At 59.6% G+C, this 18,095-nt stretch carries 20 protein-coding genes; 4 read left to right on the forward strand and 16 right to left on the reverse strand.

Going from position 1 to position 18,095, the window contains the following annotated elements:
* Positions 1–30: 30 nt before the first annotated feature.
* Both MRBLRC7O_RS13720 and MRBLRC7O_RS13725 read right to left on the reverse strand, forming a co-directional pair.
* Positions 31–738, reverse strand: coding sequence for a FadR/GntR family transcriptional regulator (locus MRBLRC7O_RS13720; RefSeq protein WP_003503906.1), 708 nt, complete (start codon positions 736–738; stop codon positions 31–33).
* A gap of 108 nt (positions 739–846) precedes the next feature.
* Positions 847–1,347, reverse strand: coding sequence for a MarR family winged helix-turn-helix transcriptional regulator (locus tag MRBLRC7O_RS13725; protein ID WP_003503904.1), 501 nt, complete (start codon positions 1,345–1,347; stop codon positions 847–849).
* Positions 1,348–1,428: 81 nt separating this feature from the next.
* Between MRBLRC7O_RS13725 and pecM the strand changes: the two genes are divergently transcribed.
* Positions 1,429–2,292, forward strand: coding sequence for a 4-hydroxybenzaldehyde efflux transporter PecM (gene pecM, locus MRBLRC7O_RS13730; RefSeq protein WP_003503896.1), 864 nt, complete (start codon positions 1,429–1,431; stop codon positions 2,290–2,292).
* Between the two features lie 6 nt (positions 2,293–2,298).
* Here the strand turns inward: pecM and MRBLRC7O_RS13735 are convergent, their stop codons facing one another.
* The 3 genes from MRBLRC7O_RS13735 to MRBLRC7O_RS13745 form a co-directional block, all read right to left on the reverse strand.
* On the reverse strand, positions 2,299–3,537 hold the full coding sequence (locus MRBLRC7O_RS13735; RefSeq protein WP_003503894.1) for an aminopeptidase: 1,239 nt from the start codon (positions 3,535–3,537) through the stop codon (positions 2,299–2,301).
* A gap of 89 nt (positions 3,538–3,626) precedes the next feature.
* A complete protein-coding gene (ybaK, locus tag MRBLRC7O_RS13740) occupies positions 3,627–4,103 on the reverse strand; it encodes a Cys-tRNA(Pro) deacylase (RefSeq protein ID WP_003503892.1) in 477 nt (158 codons plus the stop codon).
* Between the two features lie 12 nt (positions 4,104–4,115).
* Entirely contained in the window at positions 4,116–4,463 is a 348-nt protein-coding gene (locus MRBLRC7O_RS13745) for an ArsC family reductase (RefSeq protein ID WP_003503890.1), read from the reverse strand.
* A 234-nt stretch (positions 4,464–4,697) separates the two neighbouring features.
* Between MRBLRC7O_RS13745 and MRBLRC7O_RS13750 the strand changes: the two genes are divergently transcribed.
* Positions 4,698–4,865: a hypothetical protein gene (locus MRBLRC7O_RS13750; protein ID WP_003503889.1), complete on the forward strand. Its 168-nt coding sequence runs from the start codon at positions 4,698–4,700 to the stop codon at positions 4,863–4,865.
* Positions 4,866–5,067: 202 nt separating this feature from the next.
* Here MRBLRC7O_RS13750 and MRBLRC7O_RS13755 read toward each other — a convergent pair whose 3' ends face one another.
* Together MRBLRC7O_RS13755 and MRBLRC7O_RS13760 are read right to left on the reverse strand one after the other, a co-directional pair.
* On the reverse strand, positions 5,068–5,784 hold the full coding sequence (locus MRBLRC7O_RS13755; RefSeq protein WP_003503887.1) for a 2'-5' RNA ligase family protein: 717 nt from the start codon (positions 5,782–5,784) through the stop codon (positions 5,068–5,070).
* Positions 5,785–5,875: 91 nt separating this feature from the next.
* Positions 5,876–6,577: a methyltransferase family protein gene (locus MRBLRC7O_RS13760; protein ID WP_174041793.1), complete on the reverse strand. Its 702-nt coding sequence runs from the start codon at positions 6,575–6,577 to the stop codon at positions 5,876–5,878.
* 362 nt (positions 6,578–6,939) lie between these two features.
* On the opposite strand from MRBLRC7O_RS13760, the gene MRBLRC7O_RS13765 reads away from it, so the two are divergent.
* The gene (locus MRBLRC7O_RS13765) at positions 6,940–7,518 is read left to right on the forward strand and encodes a TetR/AcrR family transcriptional regulator (protein WP_003503884.1); all 579 of its coding nucleotides are present in this window, start codon (positions 6,940–6,942) and stop codon (positions 7,516–7,518) included.
* Between the two features lie 143 nt (positions 7,519–7,661).
* Positions 7,662–8,150 (forward strand): hypothetical protein, encoded by a 489-nt coding sequence (locus tag MRBLRC7O_RS13770; RefSeq protein ID WP_003503881.1) that lies wholly within the window; start codon positions 7,662–7,664, stop codon positions 8,148–8,150.
* 74 nt (positions 8,151–8,224) lie between these two features.
* Here the strand turns inward: MRBLRC7O_RS13770 and guaA are convergent, their stop codons facing one another.
* From guaA to MRBLRC7O_RS13815, 9 genes are all read right to left on the reverse strand, one after another.
* Positions 8,225–9,802 carry a glutamine-hydrolyzing GMP synthase gene (gene guaA, locus MRBLRC7O_RS13775; protein ID WP_003503879.1) on the reverse strand — a complete coding sequence of 526 codons (1,578 nt, stop codon included), beginning with the start codon at positions 9,800–9,802 and terminating at the stop codon, positions 8,225–8,227.
* An 83-nt stretch (positions 9,803–9,885) separates the two neighbouring features.
* Entirely contained in the window at positions 9,886–10,524 is a 639-nt protein-coding gene (locus MRBLRC7O_RS13780) for a 5'-methylthioadenosine/S-adenosylhomocysteine nucleosidase (protein ID WP_003503877.1), read from the reverse strand.
* A complete protein-coding gene (locus MRBLRC7O_RS13785; RefSeq protein WP_003503875.1) occupies positions 10,521–10,970 on the reverse strand; it encodes a PaaI family thioesterase in 450 nt (149 codons plus the stop codon). The genes MRBLRC7O_RS13780 and MRBLRC7O_RS13785 overlap by 4 nt, the downstream gene beginning before the upstream one ends.
* A gap of 79 nt (positions 10,971–11,049) precedes the next feature.
* Positions 11,050–11,502 carry a TspO/MBR family protein gene (locus tag MRBLRC7O_RS13790; protein ID WP_003503873.1) on the reverse strand — a complete coding sequence of 151 codons (453 nt, stop codon included), beginning with the start codon at positions 11,500–11,502 and terminating at the stop codon, positions 11,050–11,052.
* Between the two features lie 51 nt (positions 11,503–11,553).
* Positions 11,554–12,648: a DUF1513 domain-containing protein gene (locus tag MRBLRC7O_RS13795; protein ID WP_003503871.1), complete on the reverse strand. Its 1,095-nt coding sequence runs from the start codon at positions 12,646–12,648 to the stop codon at positions 11,554–11,556.
* 4 nt (positions 12,649–12,652) lie between these two features.
* Positions 12,653–13,774, reverse strand: coding sequence for an imelysin family protein (locus tag MRBLRC7O_RS13800; protein WP_003503870.1), 1,122 nt, complete (start codon positions 13,772–13,774; stop codon positions 12,653–12,655).
* Positions 13,774–15,228: a di-heme oxidoreductase family protein gene (locus MRBLRC7O_RS13805; RefSeq protein ID WP_003503868.1), complete on the reverse strand. Its 1,455-nt coding sequence runs from the start codon at positions 15,226–15,228 to the stop codon at positions 13,774–13,776. Before MRBLRC7O_RS13805 ends, MRBLRC7O_RS13800 begins: the two co-directional genes overlap by 1 nt.
* Before the next feature lie 126 nt (positions 15,229–15,354).
* Complete coding sequence (locus MRBLRC7O_RS13810) at positions 15,355–16,632, reverse strand: imelysin family protein (protein ID WP_080865749.1); 1,278 nt, start codon at positions 16,630–16,632, stop codon at positions 15,355–15,357.
* Between the two features lie 155 nt (positions 16,633–16,787).
* A complete protein-coding gene (locus MRBLRC7O_RS13815; protein WP_003503865.1) occupies positions 16,788–18,077 on the reverse strand; it encodes an RsmB/NOP family class I SAM-dependent RNA methyltransferase in 1,290 nt (429 codons plus the stop codon).
* Positions 18,078–18,095: the final 18 nt, after the last annotated feature.

An 18,095-nucleotide genomic window follows, 5' to 3' on the forward strand; every position in this document is an offset into this window, starting at 1 on the left:
GTGTTCCGTCTGGAACTGTGTTGAAAAAAATCAGGCGATGCCGGCCGCCAGAAGCGCGTGCACGCTTTCATCGAAATGCCGCGCCATCAGCGTTGAGGCCGTTTGCGGGTCTCCTGCGGCAATGGCCTGTCCGATGGCGATGTGAAGTTCACCTGCGGCATGGCGCTGCGCGTCGGATGTGCGGCTTTTCCAGCCGATCGGCCATGTCTGGCGCGTCACATTCTGGAAGGCGCCGAGAATAAGTTCGAAAACCGGGTTTTTCGACGCTCTGGCAACGGCGAGGTGGAAGGCAAGATCGTGTTCCATGACCTTGTCGTTGTCGCCGAAATCCCGCTCCATATTGTTGGCATGGTCGAGAATGGTGAGCGCTTCCGCATCCGTTCGCCGCAGCGCTGCCAAAGTTACGGTTCTAACTTCGATCGTACGGCGCACATCGTAGATCTGCTGGATGTTGATCTGTTCGGTGTGAATGCCATGTTCAAACATCAATGACATCGCACCATGATCCAGTGTCGCCACCGTGGCGCGCTTGCCGGCGCTGACATCGATCAGCCGCATGGCGGACAGAGACCTGAAGGCCTCGCGAACGACGGTACGGGAGACGCCGAGCTGCTGTGAGAGCGAAAGCTCGCTGGGGAGTTTCGCGCCGGGGGCAAGTTCGTTTTCCCTGATGTGGCGGGTGATCGCGCCGATCGTGCTGCTGACGAGACCGGTTTCGTGGGAAATGGCGTTATACATTTTTCCTCCAACCTGTAGTACAGGTTTATGGAAAATTGCTTACAGGATTTTCTGGGGCGAAACAAGCGCCATCACGCGGCCATTGCGTGTTTGCCAGGCCCGGAAAACCTATTCTTCGAAATCTCGCAAAAACCGTTTCAGCAGTTGGTTCAGCGTCGCACGCTCTTCTTCGCTGAGGCCGGCAACCAGGCGGTGCTGGTTTTCGACGTGAGCGCCGGCCGCTTCCTCGACAATGGCAAACCCCCGCTCCGTCAACGATATCAGGACGCTGCGCCGGTCATTCGGGTTGTGTATGCGCTCCACCAGCCCCGCTTTTTCAAGCTGGTCGATGCGGTTGGTCATGGTGCCGGAGCTTACCATCGCCATGGCAAGCAGATCGCCGGGGGAGAGCTGGTAGGGCGAACCGGAGCGCCGCAATGTCGCCAGAACATCGAAAGCGGAGGAGGAAAGCCCATGCTTCAGCAGCACCGCCTCCACCTCTCGACCGAGATGGGTGGTGAGACGGTTCAAGCGCCCGAGGAGCCCCATGGGGCCGACGTCGAGATCGGGCCGCTCCCTGTGCCATTGCGCCAGAATGTGATCGACGCGGTCAAACGGTTCTTTGCTCATCCCCAAGGCATAACAACTGGTATCTTGACGTCAAGATAAAATCAGCTAGATTGCATTTATCTTGATATAGAGATTCTTGAAATGAAGAAAAATACGACCTATGCCGCCGATGTGCTGGTGACCGCCCTTGCCCCGGCCATCTGGGGAACCACCTATTTCGTCACGACGGAACTTTTACCGCAGGGATATCCCCTGCATGTCGCCATGCTGCGCGCATTGCCGGCCGGCCTGCTCCTGCTGCTTTTCGTGAGAAAGCTGCCGCAGGGCATCTGGTGGCCGCGCAGCTTCATTCTGGGGGCGCTGAATTTCTCGTTCTTCTGGGCGATGCTTTTCGTTTCAGCCTATCGGCTGCCGGGTGGCGTGGCGGCAACGGTGGGCGCGGTCCAGCCCCTGATCGTGATTGGCCTCTCCCGGCTGTTTCTCGCAGCACCGGTTCGGCCGCTGGCCATCGCGGCCGGTTTTCTGGGTATTGTCGGTGTCGCTCTTCTGGTTCTGGCGCCGGGTGCTGCGCTGGATGGTATCGGGGTGGCAGCAGGTCTTGCCGGTGCCGTATCCATGGCTTTCGGAACGGTGCTGACCCGCAAATGGCGGCCGCCGGTGTCGAACCTCACATTTACCGCCTGGCAACTGACGGCGGGCGGTATCCTGCTGCTGCCGGTTGCCTATTTCCTGGAACCGGCCCTGCCGACACCGACAGCGGCCAATATTCTCGGCATGGCCTATCTGGGTCTTATCGGCGCCGCCTTGACCTATTTTCTGTGGTTCCGCGGGCTGACCCGTATCGAACCTCCCGCCGCCGCATCGCTCGGTTTTCTAAGCCCGGTCGTTGCAACCCTGCTCGGCTGGCTGGCGCTTGGCCAAAGCCTCACGCCAGCACAGATCGCAGGTTTCGTCGCGGTGCTTTTCAGCATCTGGCTCAGTCAGCGCAGTCAGTTGCCGAGATAGGTCCCGTCAGGCCCATTCGCCCTTTCGCATCACCGGAACCGTGGAGCCATCCGGCTTCACGCCATCAATGTCCACCTTGTCGGAGCCGATCATCCAGTCGATGTGGATCAGGCTGGAATTGCCGCCCTGCGCCGTGATCTGCTCCTGCGACAGCGAGGCGCCGTCAAGGAAGCATTTTGAATAGCACTGGCCGAGCGCGATGTGGCACGAGGCATTTTCATCGAACAGCGTGTTGTAGAACAGGATGCCGCTTGCCGAAATCGGTGAGGAATGCGGCACCAGCGCCACTTCGCCCAGACGCCGCGCGCCCTCATCGGTGTCGAGCACCTTGTTCAATACAGCTTCGCCCTTGGAAGCCTTGGCTTCGACGATACGGCCCGCCTCGAACTTCACCTGGATATCGTCGATCAGCGTTCCCTGATGCGAGAGCGGCTTGGTGCTGGAGACGTAACCATCCACGCGCAGCGCATGTGGTGTGGTGAACACTTCTTCAGTCGGGATATTCGGGTTGCAGGCCACACCATTCTTGGCGGTGGAGGCGCCGCCATGCCATTCGTGACCGTCCGCGAGGCCTATCTTCACATCCGTGCCGGGGCCGGTGAAATGCAGCGAAGCGAAACGTTCGCCGTTCAGCCATGCCGAGCGCTTGGCGAGATTGGCATTATGCTGCGCCCACGCCGCGACCGGATCGGCCAGATCCACCCGCGAGGCGGCGAAGATGGCGTCGGCAAGCCTGCGGACCGCTTCGTCTTCCGTCACATCAGGAAAGACCTGCTTTGCCCAAGACGGGTTGGGATAGGAGATGATGTTCCAGTTGATGTCGAAATTGGAAATCTTCTCCAGCGCCGGCTTGTATGCCGTGGAGTTGGCCTTGTTGGCGCGGGCAACCTTGGCCGGGTCCTGTTCGGCCAGCAGCATGGGGTTGTCGCCGGCAATCGCCAGCCGCGCTGCGCCATTGGCATAAGCCTTTGCCATGCCCTCATAAAGCCAGCCGGAAGCCCGGTCGAAATTGGCGTCACTGGCATGGCGATAGCGCGCAAGCGTGGTTTCTTCATCGGAATAAAAGGTGGTGACCAGTCCGCCACCCGCCAGATAGGCGTGTTTGGTCAAAAATCGCACCAGCGGCAGGGCTGCCAGCGGCGCTGTAATCACCAGATCCTGGTCCTTCTGCAATTGCAGGCCGACCTTGATGGCGACTTCGGCCAGTTTTTCGAGTTTGACGGGATCGATGGGAGAAACGGTCATGATCTGCCTTCGTCTATTTCAATCGGAGGCGCCGACCATAGCCCATTCCTCCCGAAAGCCAAATGCTTTCAGGCATGCCCTCCGGCGCTTCAATCGGCGACCAGCGGTGCGGCAATGGCCTCCAGCGCCATTTGGGCATCGCGGGGCGAAAGCCTCACTTGCAAGCCACGCTGCCCGCCATTCATGTAGACATAATCATGCGTCATCGCCCCGGCCTCGATGGCCGTCGGCACCTGTTTTTTCTGCCCGAAAGGGCTGATGCCGCCGACATGGTAACCGGTGGCGCGCTCCGCATCGGCAGGCTTCATCATGCTGGCGGATTTACCTCCGAAGGCGGCGGCCAGCTTTTTCATGCTGACCTCACGATCCGAAGGGACGACGACGCAGACCGGCTTGCCATCCAGTTCCGCCATCAGCGTTTTCAGCACCAGATGCGGTGGCTCACCGATCGCCTCGGCCGCCTGCAGACCGATGCGGTCTGCATTCGGATCGTAATCATAGGTGACAGTGGTGAAGGCAACGCCTGCCTTGGTCAGCATCTGGGTGGCGCGTGTTGTTTTGGACATGACAGGTTGCAGTCACGCAAAAAGGGTCTGGTAGGTTTCAGGCTTGAAACCGACAGTTATCTTGCCCTTCGCCTCCAGCACCGGACGCTTGATCATGGAGGGCTGCTCCAGCATCAGCGCGATAGCCTTCTCACGGTTCAGATCGGTCTTCTGGCCGTCGTCGAGTTTTTTGAAGGTCGTACCGGCGCGGTTGAGAACCGTTTCCCAGCCCGCGGCATCGCACCATGTTTCCAGATGGGCGCGGTCGATGCCCGACGCCTTGTAGTCATGGAAAGAATAGTCGACGCCATGGGTCTCCAGCCAGCTTCTGGCCTTCTTCATCGTGTCGCAGTTCTTGATGCCGTAAATGGTGATCGTCATGCTGCCAGCCTCTTTGTCTTCAAGCTCTCCGGCATAACAAAATATCCGCCTTATTCAACCCGCCCGCTGAATTGCCCCTGCGCATTTGCCCCGTCTTGATGCTAAGTCATGCAAAATCGCAATGGCTGATATCCGAACGAGCGCGAGCAAAGCTGCATGGCTTCCCTGCTACATCATGAGTTGTAGAACGGGGCCGAAATGCCCATTATCTGGGCATCAAAGATGGAGAGAAAAATGCGTCAGGTTGCAAAGACATCGCGTAACTTCTTCGGTGAAACTTTCGCCGTTCTCGGTGCAGCGCTCTCGGTTTCGGCCGCTGTTCGCGCACATCGCAAGCCCGCCCGTGCCGATCTCGAAGCTCTCGGTATCGACGGTAAGGCTTTCGACAAGGTACAGCTCTAAGCTGGCCATTATCCGTTGCGAGGCGATACCGCCTCGCTTGCGCTCAGGATCGACAACCGGATCGGTTTTCGACGGGCGCGGTGGATACGCGGATGGCGCGAAAAGCGCCCCGGCTTCGCAAAACAAGGTTCCGTATAGCTTTCAACAGCGGATGCGGAAACGACTATCGGCGTGGGAAGTGCTATGCCACTTCGGGTGCATCTTACCGCATCGCCACCCTTTGCATCGGCCGTTTCGAAGGTCCGATCACTTTCCCCGGCAAATGTAACTGGCTTTCAGGCCGCTCATAACGGTCTGCTTTCGGCGAAAGTGCGAAGCGCTCGAGCAATTCATGCCGCGTTTCGCCATTGTGACTGAACACAAGTTCGAAGTTCCCCGCCAGCCAGCTATATGGTGTCTCAACCTGCATCAGCTCGATTTTCCCGCAGCCGTAGATCATGGTGAGATGCGGTGTAAAAGACGATGCGGCGACATAGGGCAGGTTTGCTCGCCTAAGGGAGCGCTGCACCATCTTCGCCAGAGCCTTAAGCTCCTGCATCTCGCTGCCACTGCGTAGCACCAGACTGTTGCGATTGCCGAAGAGCGACGATCCATAGAATGTGATCGGAACGGGCCGCGCCTTGATTTCCCCGAGCGTCGCCTTCAGCCGATGTACCAGCCCGTGAGGCACGGTCTCAAAACATCCGACACAGAGCAGGGTTATATGCAGAAGCTCCGGCGGATAGGCCTCACGCTTCGTCCGCCCCGCAGCATGGCACGACGCATCGGCAAAAATTCGTTCCGCCAAGGCTGCCGGCGGTTTCACCATGATCAGGAGCTTGCTGCTTAATCGCGGATTGAAACGCCGTATTTTCTCCGACTCCCACCCTTCGAAGCAAAGCTGCTTTGAGCCTCCTTCCTCTGCCAACTCGAAACTCATGACGATGCTCCATGGCCTTTGCCAGGGCCGCGATATTACCATCACCGGTTAAAATTGAAAGAACAAAAAGAGAACATTAGCTTTGCGACGTTCACCAGATACCGGGAAACAGCCGATAGCGCCTTTGACGGGCATATTCAGAATAACCGGGCAATTCGGCCTGCAGCAGGCGGTCTTCCAAGCCGGTACGGATGATTAGCAGCACGATGGCCAAAGCCGCGGGGAGCAGGGCTATCCAGGAACTCAATGCGAGCGGTATGCCAGTGAACATGCCGATTGCGGCCGTGTAACCGGGGTGGCGCACGATACGGTATGGGCCCGACGTGACCACCCGCTGCCCGCGCTCGCTTTGGATGCGGACCCCGGGCTCGAAGAACGGATTGACGGCCTGGGCCCAGGCCGTAACCGCAATACCGCCGACAAGCAGGATGTAGCCGAGCAGCACGACCCAAAACGGCACGGCAGACCACTCCATCCGGCCGGCATCGAATGCCGCAACCGGGATTTCAGCAAAAAAAGCCAAAAGGATCACGGAGACCAGAATCAGGTCCCATTTCTTGGTGCCCGGCTGGAACCGGCTGCGCGCGCGGAAAATGACCGGGTTCACACGCGCCAATACCAGCGCGGAAAGGCCAAAAGAAACGACGACGACCACGACGAAAATCCAGCCCGGGCACCAGTTGATCCTGCCCGTAGGCAGAAAAACCAAGGCCATCAGGCCCAGCGGCAAACTGATGGCGTACAGGATCGCGGCGGCGCGTGACATAGGCTTCGGATCGGCATCGGATGTCATCGATGGGCTTCCTTCTATTGTCCTCGATAGGACGAACGGCAGCCTGTCCTGGTGGACTGATTACACCCCTTAAAGCGGTGCGGGGCCGGCGGTACTCTGCGAAAGACGGTCGAATACTGGCAAAAAAGCGCAGAAAGTCAAACGCATAAGCGGTCTCGGGTCTAGCCGACCGCGCGACAGCTGCTTGCGGACCGGAATGGGCGATCACTGTTTGGTGGTTCATCTTTTAGTCGCTTTCGGCGGTCGGTACGTCCAGTAATATCGGCCCCGCGCACATCTGGTTTCCGGCGGGATTCCGTCAGCAGCCATAAGGCAAACGGCTTCGGGTTGACATTCTACCTACTAGTTGGTAGGTAATTACTATGAAAAATCCACAAACCAAAGCGGATGAAATTCTTCGTTGCGCACGCTCCCTGATCATAAAGGGCGGCTACAACAGTTTCAGCTATGCCGATATTTCCGCTGTGGTCGGTATTCGCAATGCGAGCATTCACCACCATTTTCCCAGCAAGACCGATCTGGTCCAAAAACTGGTTGCGCAATACAGGCAGGAGGCGGAAGCCGGGATCGCCGAACTGGAGCGAAACGTTTCCGACCCGCTCGAACAGCTTCGCGCCTATATCGGCTATTGGGAGGGCTGTATCGCCGAGGCCACTCATCCCTTCTGCGTCTGCGCTTTGCTCGCCAGTGAAATTCCGGTTCTGCCTGAAGCAGTCGCTCTTGAAGTGCGCGCGCATTTTCGAAGTCTCTCGGACTGGCTCACCACCGTTCTGGAACGCGGCGTTGCCCAGGGGCGCATCGCGCTGAGCGGAACTGCCAGAGCCAATGCTGAAATCTTCATGGCCACCGTGCACGGCGCGATGCTTTCCGCCCGTGCCCACGGTAATGCGACGACTTTTGGTGCAATAACCCGCCCCCTGCTGGAGCGCATGACCGCTTAAAATCGGAGCCTCGCGGGGAACGTGAAGGCGTGGCCCGGGCGGCATGCCACCGAAACAACAGACAGCATTAAGCTGGCAGATTTGTCGATGACAGTCTGCTTCCTGGACCACCCCGTCCTTTTGGACAAGAAAGGCAATCTCTCATGTTCGGAATTTCTCCGCTTGGCTGGATCCATACACTTGGAAGCCTGCCGGCCATTCCCGCCGCCATTTACATGTTTGCCCGCTACGGTCGAATCGTTCCGCGATCAGCGCCGGGCACCCTCTATCTTGTCTCCATGCTGATTGGAGCTGCGACGGTCTTCCTCGTCGCGCATCAGCCGATCAGCTATGGCGTTGGCGTCCTGACCATCCTTTTCCTGCTTGCAGGTTACGGCATCGAACGCGTTCTTGGTTCAACGCGCCTGGCCAGATATATTGAAACCATCTGTCTCAGCATCACTGCGTTTCTTTTGATGGTCCCGACGGCCAGCGAAATCCTGCGTCGTGTTCCGGACGGTCACCCTCTGGTTACGGACCTGAAATCACCGCTGCTTCTCGGTGTTCAGGCAGGGTTGCTGGCGATCCTCGTGGTCGGCCTGGCCGCCCAGATGATCTATCTCACACGACAAAACAGAAACGCAGCGAACTAGTCGCGGCGTCATCGTTTAAACTGCCTTCGACATGGCGGCGTTGCGGTAGCAACGCCACTGTGTCGATTATAGTCCTATTCCCACTCGATCGTGCCGGGCGGTTTGCTCGTCACGTCATAGACAACGCGATTGATGCCCCGCACTTCGTTGATGATGCGGGTTGCCGCGCGGCCGAGGAAATTCATGTCGTAGGGATAGAAATCCGCCGTCATGCCGTCTACCGAGGTCACGGCGCGCAGCGCGCAGACGAAGTCATAGGTGCGGTAATCGCCCATGACGCCGACGGTCTGCACCGGCAGCAGCACGGCAAAAGCCTGCCAGATGGTGTCGTAAAGACCAGCCTTGCGGATTTCATCGAGATAGATCGCATCGGCCTTGCGCAGAATATCGAGCTTCTCGCGGGTAATCGCGCCGGGGCAACGGATCGCCAGACCAGGACCTGGGAAGGGGTGGCGGCCGATGAAGCTGTCCGGCAGGCCGAGTTCACGGCCAAGCGCACGTACTTCGTCCTTGAAAAGTTCACGCAGCGGCTCCACGAGCTGCATGTTCATGCGCTCGGGAAGGCCGCCGACATTGTGGTGGCTCTTGATGGTGACAGAGGGGCCGCCGGAGAAGGAGACGCTCTCGATGACGTCAGGGTAAAGCGTGCCCTGTGCGAGGAAATTCGGAGCACCCTTGCCGTCGGCGGCGATCTTGGCCGCTTCGGCCTCGAAGACTTCGATAAACAGGCGGCCGATGGTCTTGCGCTTCGCTTCCGGATCGGAAACGCCCGAGAGTTCGCCGAGGAACAGATCGGCGGCGTCAACATGAACAAGCGGAATGTTGTAGTGGTCGCGGAACATGCCGACCACCTGCTCGCTTTCACCAAGCCGCATCAGGCCATGGTCGACGTAAACGCAGGTGAGCTGGTCACCGATCGCCTCATGGATGAGGATAGCCGCAACCGAAGAATCGACGCCGCCGGAGAGTGCGCAGAGCACGCGGCCGGTGCCGACCTGCTCGCGGATCTTGCGGATCATCTCGGCGCGATAAGCCGCCATCGTCCAGTCGGATTTAAGCCCGACGATCTTGTGCACGAAGTTGGAGAGCAGCTTGCCGCCGTCAGGGGTATGCACCACTTCCGGGTGGAACATGGTGGAGTAGTAGTGACGGGTCTCGTCCGCGGCGATGGCGAAAGGCGCGTTCTCGGAGGTTGCGATGACCTCGAAACCTTCCGGCAGCTTCGTTACACGGTCGCCATGGCTCATCCAGACGGGATAGCTCTTGCCCTGTTCCCAGAAGCCTTCAAAAAGCGGGCTTGCCTTCTTGATGTCGATATCGGCCCGGCCGAATTCCGCCGCATGGCCGCCCTCGACGACACCGCCGAGCTGCGTGCAGAGCGTCTGCTGGCCGTAGCAGATGCCGAGGATCGGAACCTTGCTGTCAAACACCGCCTGCGGCGCGCGCGGGCTTCCTTCCGCCGTCACGGATGCGGGGCCGCCGGAGAAGATCACGCCCTTGGGCTGAAGCTTCTCAAACGCCTCTGCGGCATTCTGAAACGGATGGATTTCGCAATAGACCCCGGCTTCGCGGATGCGGCGCGCAATCAGCTGCGTCACCTGGCTGCCGAAATCGATGATGAGAATGCTGTCGGGATGGGCTATCTGGGTCATGGCGAGCCTTTAAAGAAAATGGCGGCTTTAGGCAACCCGGAAGCGGGTGTCAAACAGCGGAAATTTGCGAAAATCGCAAGGTTTCAAAGGGCGATCGTACCGTCTTCAATGGCGCGGCAAAGCCCGTCGACGGCCTCCGCCAGCTTTTCGTCGATGATGTGCAGATATTCCGTCCAGTCATCCACATGGTTCACATCCGCCTTGCCATCGGAAATACCACGCAGACCGGCAAGCGGTACGCCGAAGCGCTGGCAGGCACGGAGCACAGCGTAGGTTTCCATTTCCACCATGTCGGCGTTGATCGCCCCATAGGCCGCACCGGAAACCACGTTGGCGCCGGTAGAAAGACGTGCCTCGGCAATGCCGGGTATGAGGAAAGGCAATGGCACATCGGCCGGCAGGTCAAGAAAGGGCGTGCGACCCTTTTCGAAACCGAAGGCGGAGGCGTCCATATCGCGATACGAAACCGAAATCGCCTGATAGACGCCCGTTTGGTCGAGAGTGCGTGAACCGGCAGAGCCGAGAGAAACGACGAGGTCGGGCAAATGGTCTGCCGCATCGAGACCGGCAAGAACGGCCGTTACCGAAATCGCAGCCTCGACCGGGCCGACGCCGGTCATCAGCGGCGCAATGCGGGCCTGTAGATGGGGGCCGTATTCGGCGGAAGCCGCCATGACGAAGAGGACGGATTTATCCGCAACATGCAAAAGCCGGTAGCTCATCCGGTAATATCCTCGCGACCCTTCACCACCATCATCGTGCCGGTCATGGAGGCGATCAGCTTTGCCGGCCCGTCCGAAAGCGCATAAGCGCGGCCATCGGCGACGATCAGGTTGTTTCCGGGCTTGATGATTTCGCCACGAAACAGGAAACGCTCACCGCGCCCGGGCGACATGAGGTTGACCTTGAACTCGATGGTCAGCAGTGAGGCGTCAGGCTCGATGATCGTATAGGCCGCATAGGTACAGGCCGTATCCAGACCGGCGGCGATGACGCCCGCATGTAATATGCCGTGCTGCTGCGTCAGCTTTTCATGAAAAGGCAGTTCGATTTCCACCAGCCGGTGTTCGATACGGGTGATCTCGGCGTTGATCGCCTGCACCACGCCCTGGCGCGCAAAGCTGCTTTCTATCCGCTGACGAAAATCGCCGGGATCCGTGATCTCCATGGCTTACCTGCCTGCCTTCTGCCCTGTCGCAGACTGACATGGCGCGTGGCGGCGGGCAAGGCAAGGGCTTGCAGCCGAATTAGTTCAGCATGCTGATGCTTGCGTTGAGCACCGTGGCAAAGGCGACCCACAGCGCATAGGGCGTAAAAAGCCACATCGATATGCGGTCACGGCGGTAGGTCAGCGCCATGAAGGCGATGATGCAGATCAGCATGGGGATGATGATGACGAGTGCGCCTGCCGGGCTCTGCATGCCGAAAAAGATCGGCGACCACAGGAAATTCAGTATCATCTGCGTGAACCAGAGGCGCATACGCGTCCCCATCGGCTTCCTGATCCAGGTGCGGGCGCCGGCAATGCCGATCAACACGTAAAGCGCCGTCCAGACCGGCCCGAAAATCCAGTTGGGTGGATTGAAGAATGGTTTCTGCAGCGATTGATACCATTCGCCCGGCACATTGTTGACGCCGATCAGCGCTCCAACGGCAACAACTGCAACTACGAAAACAATGTACACGGTAAGGTTTTTCATGACGCATCCAATGCGCCGACCATGCTTTTGTTCCCGTGCCTTTTCAGTATTTTAGCTGGAGAGACGCACGATATGCTGGTCCCATGCCACGTCGCTGCGCACGGTCTCGAAAAATCCGTCATAGGAAGAAACAGCAATGCCGTTCGCGGCAGGGGCGACGCCCGCGGCTTCCCGCACCGTCGTCTCGGATAAAACGCGCCCGGTTTTTGCATCCAGCGTCACGGCGGCGTTGCCGTTGGGCGATGTCAGGCCCACCAGCCCATCGCGCCGGTTGACGGCGATGGCCCCGACGTAATTGGCAAGGCGCATCGTCGTTTCCTGGGGCAAATCCACGAGGGACACATCCTCACCCTTCGAGAAATGCCCGACAAGCGGCGGAAGGTCGTTGCGCGGTCCCTCATATTGGCAGGCAAACCAGATGCGCCCGTCATCGCCGAGATCCACATGGCGGGTGGAAAGCTGCCGCAGACGATCCGGCATTGCGTGTTTCTGAATCAACTGGCCGGTCGCCGTATCGAGAAGCACAAGAGAGGGCTGCATATTGTCGATATTGAGCTTGGTTCGTCCGAAATCCGGATGGGTCTCGATGCCGCCATTGGCGATCACCATCAGCCGCCCGTCATCGCTCACCGTCATGTCATGCGTGCCGATGCCATGCGCGTCATATTCGCCGATGCGGGCAAAGCCGTTGCGGGCGTCATAGAGCCCGATGACGCCGCGATTGCCGTCGAAGTCGTTTTCGCTGGCATAAAGGATTGCGCCATCGGGTGAGAATTGCCCGTGGCCATAGAAGTGGCGGTTCTCCGGCGTGTGCATCACGATCGGCTCGTGACGCCGCGCGGGGTCGAAGGCTATGAAGAAGGTGCCGGGTCGGCGCGCAAAGGCCACTGTCATGCCGGTCGCGTGGCTCGTCGCCATTCCGTGGGCGCGGGCGGGAAGCGCGACGCGGTCGATGATCTCGCCGCGCTCGCTGATGGTCGCGATGCCGTAGGAGCCGTCACGGGCGCGAAAGGCTGAAGCGAAGACGGCATCGGCGCGTTCCAGCGCATGCAGCGAGCCGGGGGCAAGCGTGGCGAGGAAGGGAATGCCCGCCGCCTTGATGAAGCTTCGCCGGTCCATCAGCATCGGCTTTTTGCCTGAGATCATCGGCTCAGTCTCCGTCGGCGAAGGAAAAGCCGGAGCTGAGGCCGATCGCGCCGCCATATTGATCGTTCAGGCGGTAGATCAGGTCTTTGCCGTTGAGCAGCAGATAATCCACCTTGGCGCGCTGATCGTCCTGATCCAGCGCCTTTTGCACATCCGTATCAATGGTTCCGGCAACGCGGATCATCGATTTGGCGATGAAATCGATGGAGTTGACGATGGAGCGCTGGTCGGGCGGCACGAGTTCGACCATATCGGCCGTGTGCAGCAGGGTCTGAACCGCCTTGATGTTGGCTGAAATGCTCTTCCAGGTCAGGCCGGAGCGCCAGTAAATGGCGGTGCGGGGAAATCTTGCCTTGTCCGGCCCCTTGTAGAAGGTTTCGATCCGCTGGTCGCGGATAGCCTCGGAGCCGTGGACGAGAATGCCGAGCAGGGCAACAAGCGCCTCGCGCTCGTCACGAAAGACGGGGTTGTCCGTACCGGGCTCAGTCCAGTTCTTCTGCGCGCCATCAGGCGTATTCCAGCTGTCGGAAAGTTCCGCCGCCACATTGGCGATATTGCCGGCGATGGCGGCGCCATAACGGCAGCGGAAATCACCCTTCCTGTCGAGCAGCTCTTCCGCTCCGGTTCCGTGAAGTACGAATTCGAGAGCGCCGAGCCCCTGCGCCGCAACGCTCTTGCCGCTCAGGCCTTCGGCACTGGTGACGCTTTCATCTTTTTCGGCGAGATAACGCTGTACCTGTTTCAGGCCCAGACTCTTCTTGTCGGGGTAATAAAGCACGCGTTCGAAACGGTTCTTCTCGATGACAGGGCCGACACGCACGATCTCGATGGTCGACCAGCTCGAGACAGTATCGGCAAAAGCCGCCCGCGCTGCCGTCTCCGTCGTTTGGGACGGAGCGGCGCAAAACGCTTTCATACGGTCTTCCAGCGTCTCCGCCGATTGCCGGAAGTGGTCATAGCCGGGACGGATGAAACCGTTCACAGCCTTTTCCATGACACCCCGCACCTGCATGGGGTCAAGCGGCGGTGGCGGCATCAGTTCCACGTCCTGTGCCTTTGCCGGCTGATTGGCCAGAAGCAGCAGCACGGAAAAGAGGCCGGAGATTTTTCGCATGGCATTGTTCATCAAAGGGACTCCAGAAAGGCCAGCAAAGCCTGCCGGTCGGATTTTTGCAAGGCGGCAAAGGCGTCGCGCGCTTTCTGCGCTTCGCCGCCGTGCCACAATATCGCTTCCGACAGGCTGCGCGCCCGGCCGTCGTGCAGGTAAAAACCGTTGCCATTGACCTTTTGTGTCAGGCCGATGCCCCAGAGCGGTTGGGTACGCCACTGCCGCCCGCTTGCTTCACCCACCTGCTGGCCGTCGGCAAGCTCTTCGCCCATGTCATGCAGCAGAAAATCGGAATAGGGCCAGATCAGCTGGAAAGAATGCATGGGGTCGGCGGCATCGCGTCGGGTGACGAATTTCGGGGTATGGCAGGCGGTACAGCCTGAGGCATAGAAAAGCTGCTTCCCCTGCAGAACCACCCGATCATCGACATTGCGGCGGCGCGGTACGGCGAGGTTTTCGGTGTAGAAGGTCACGAGATCGAGAACCGGGTCGGGCGCTTCTACCGGCCCGAGCCTGGGCTGCACGCCGGTCGGCATGGCCAGACAGTCATTCTGGGCTTCAGTGCAATCGCCATAGGCGTTCGGCGCATCCGGCGTGGAAATGCCGATATCATGGGAGAAGGCGCTGGCGCTCTGGTCGCGCACGCTCGCATTCTGCGCTTTCCAGCCAAACCGTCCGAGTTTTATCTCGCCAGTGCGATGATCCTTGACCCATGCCGGACGCCCGGCAATGCCGTCGCCATTGTTGTCGTCTGGGTCGGCGTTGGCCAGAATATCGGCCTCGGCAATGGCCTCGATCAGGCCAAGCCCAAGGGTAGGCATGGCAATGCGCGCTGAAAGCGTCGTGTCGGCGCCAAGCGGGCCATATTGCAGATTAGCCACGGCATAGTCGGGCTTGCGCAACATCACCACCTCGTCGCCCGGTAGCTGCACTGGCTTTTCCGTATAGGTGATGAGCGGTTTGCCTTCGGCGGCGAGGCCGGGAATGGCCAGGTTCTGAAGCTGCCGGCCATAGGTCTCGTCGGGAAAATTCAAGACCTGGTGGCTGGCAATGGCTTGTCGTTCGGCTTCATTGCGGGCCGGTCGCGCCAGCCGCAGGAAGAGGGAGACGGCGTCTTCTCCGGCAAGGGGCGGTCGACCCCTGCCATCCTTCACATGGCAGGTCTGGCAGGAACGGGCATTAAAAAGCGGCCCCAGACCGTCCGAGGCCTGTGTGGAGGAGGGAGAAGAGACCCAGAGCTTCTGGAACAGCGCGTTGCCAAGCTTGAAATCCTGTTTCCGCTCCAGCGGCATTGTGGCGGAAGGATGTGAAAACGCGCCGCTGTCGGGTTTGCCGGTACTGGTCGTTGCTCCGCCGGACATAGCCTCGAAAGGTTCCGGCCTGGTAAAATCCGTCGTTGGGGTGGTCACGGCCAGCACGCGGCCTCGATCTGTCTCCGTCAGATCGCTACGCAGCGGTTCGGCAAGCGCCATCGACGCCACAAGGCAGGCTGCCCCGGTTAAGAAGAACGGCTTAGGGGTCGGCGGCAGCAAAAATTGCATGACAACAGGGGCGATGGGGAGCAACGGGCCGCAGCAATCTGCGGCCCGCTTTGCCGCTTATTTGAAGACGGCGTTCGGATTGTCGAGGCTCTCGGAGCCTTCAAGCTCGATCTTGCCGAGATCGAGCGCCGCTATGACGCGTTCGACAGTCTTCGTCTGGTCGAGAAGGCCATCGATGGCCGTCTGAACCACGGCGTTGCCTTCCTTGTTGCCTTCGCCGATCATCTGGTCATAGGCCTCAACGGTCTGGGCGCGCTTTTCCATCGCGTGCATGGCGTCGAGTGTCTTGTTCAGCTTCGCCAGCATCTCGTCGTTCAGTGCCTTGTCCTTGGCGCCGACCAGTTCAGACAGCGAGGCGCCCGTCATCTTCGTCCCGTCCACGCGGGTATAGTCGCCGGTATAGGCCGACGCGATGCCGATGGCGTCGTAAAGATGCGAATTATAGGTGTTGTCGGAGAAGCAATCATGCTCCTCTTCTGGATCATGCAGCAAAAGGCCCAGCTTCATGCGTTCGCCGGCCAGCTCACCATAGGAGAGTGAGCCCATGCCGGTGAGAATGGCGGTCAGGCCCGCTTTCGGATCGGCTTCCACTGTCTTCGTGGCTTCGCCTTCCGGCGCCCAGGCATCCACCATCTCCTGAAGATCCTTGATCAGCAGGGTCGAGGCGGATTTCAGGTAATCGGCCCTGCGGTCGCAATTACCGTTCGTGCATTTCGCCTTGTCATAATCGGTATAGGGGCGGTTGCCCGCGCCCGGTCCGGTGCCGTTCAGGTCCTGACCCCAAAGCAGGAACTCGATGGCATGGTAACCGGTCGTCACATTGGCTTCGACGTCGCCCGCCTCGTGCAGGCTTTCGATCAGCTCGGGGGTGATCTTGGAGGCGTCGACCTCTTCACCGCTGATCTTGATCTTCGGATTCGCGATAATGTTGGCAACGTAGAGTTCGTTCTCGTCGCTTTCGGTGCCATAGGAACCGTCGACGTAATCGATCAGACCTTCATCCAGCGGCCAGGCATTCACCTTGCCTTCCCAATCATCGACGATCGGGTTGCCGAAACGATAGACTTCCGACTGCTGATAGGGAACACGGGCCCTGATCCATTCCTCCCGCGCGGCTTTCAGGGTTTCTTCGCTCGGCGTTGCGATCAGCGCATCGATGGCCTTGTCCAGCGCCTTCGCCGTGGTCAGCGAATCCTCATATTTGGCATGCGCGACATCGGCATAATGCTTGACGACAGCGGCGGCGTCGGTCGCGGCGCGGGCGGGAAGCGCAGTGAAGGCCGCCGAGGCGGCCAGAAGCGCGAAGGACGCGCTGAGAATGGTTTTGCGGATCATGATCCCTCTCCTTCGGCAGGCGTGAAATGACTTCAGGCTGCGGCAAGCGAGTTCTGACCCAATCACAAACTTGTGTCAAACATTCTAGTTTAGAATGCTTTGAAACAAGATCGAGGGCTGTTTTTCAAGTAAAATCAGTGCTTGCAAAGATGGCGTTATGCTTTGCGTTTCATCAAGCAGAAGAAGAAGCCATCCGTATCTGTGGTTGCAGGCGTCAGCGTCACTGTCTTGCCGTCGGAAGAATGCGGCTTATTCGCATTGTCGCCAAAAATCGTCTGCCAGCGCTGCAACGCGGAGCCAATGGAGAATTCCGTATTTTCCTCGCAGAAACGTCTGACCTGCTGTTCGTTTTCTTCGGGCAGAACCGAGCAGGTAACATAAAGCAGCTCACCGCCCGGGCGCACGAAAACCTTGGCCTGCGAAAGCGCTTCGCCCTGCTGCTGCACGCGCTCTTCCAGATTGCGCGCCGTCAGCCGCCATTTGGTGTCGGGGCGACGCCGCCAGGTGCCGGTGCCGGTGCAGGGTGCATCCACCAGAACGCGGTCGAATTTTTCATGGAAGGGGACAAGTCCCGCAGCGCGGTCATGCACCTGCACATTGCGCGTGCCGGCCCGCTTCAGCCGCTCGATGATCGGCGCGAGCCGCTTGCGGTCGGCATCGAAGGCGTGGACCTGGCCCTTATTGTTCATGCTGGCGGCCATGGCCAGCGTCTTGCCGCCGCCGCCGGCGCAATAATCGAGGATCTGTTCGCCCTCATGGGCGCCGGCAAGATCGGCGACGATCTGCGATCCCTCGTCCTGCACTTCGAACCAGCCCTTCTGGAAGGACAGTTCGGCCGTCACATTCGGCAGGCGGGAAGGGCCTTCGCCAGCGGGGATGCGCACGCCCTGGCGGGCGATATGTGTGGCTTCCGCACCGCTTTCTTCCAGCGCCTTCAGCACCTTGTCGCGTGTCGCTTTCAAGGTGTTGGCGCGCAGATCAAGCGTGGGCCGCTCGTTCAGCGCCTGCGCCTCGGCGAGCCAGCGCTCTCCGAAGGCCGTTTCGAGGGAAGATTGCACCCATTCTGGAATATCGCCCTGAATATGGGCCGGTGCGTCACCGAGAGAACGGGAGAGAAAGGCCTGCTGCCTTTGTTCATCCGGTGCGGCGGGGGCGAATTTGTCGCCGTCGAATTCCGCCGAAAGGTCCGAAAAGCTCTTGCCCCATTGGCGCAGCAGCACGGCATAACCAAGCGAGGCGGCGCTGTCGTCATCCATCAGCCAGGCGTGCGACAGTTTCATGCGCAGCGCGTCATAGACGATGTTGCCGATTGCGGCCCTGTCGCCGGAACCGGCAAAACGATGGGCAAGGCCCCAATCTTTCAGAGCATCGGCGACGGGACGCCTGCGTCCCTCAATATCCGCCAATACTTCGATTGCTCCGGCCAAACGCCCGCCTAAACGCATTGTCTACCTCGTTCTTCT

The organism is Agrobacterium radiobacter, from assembly GCF_040801995.1.
Classification (GTDB): Bacteria; Pseudomonadota; Alphaproteobacteria; order Rhizobiales; family Rhizobiaceae; genus Agrobacterium; species Agrobacterium radiobacter.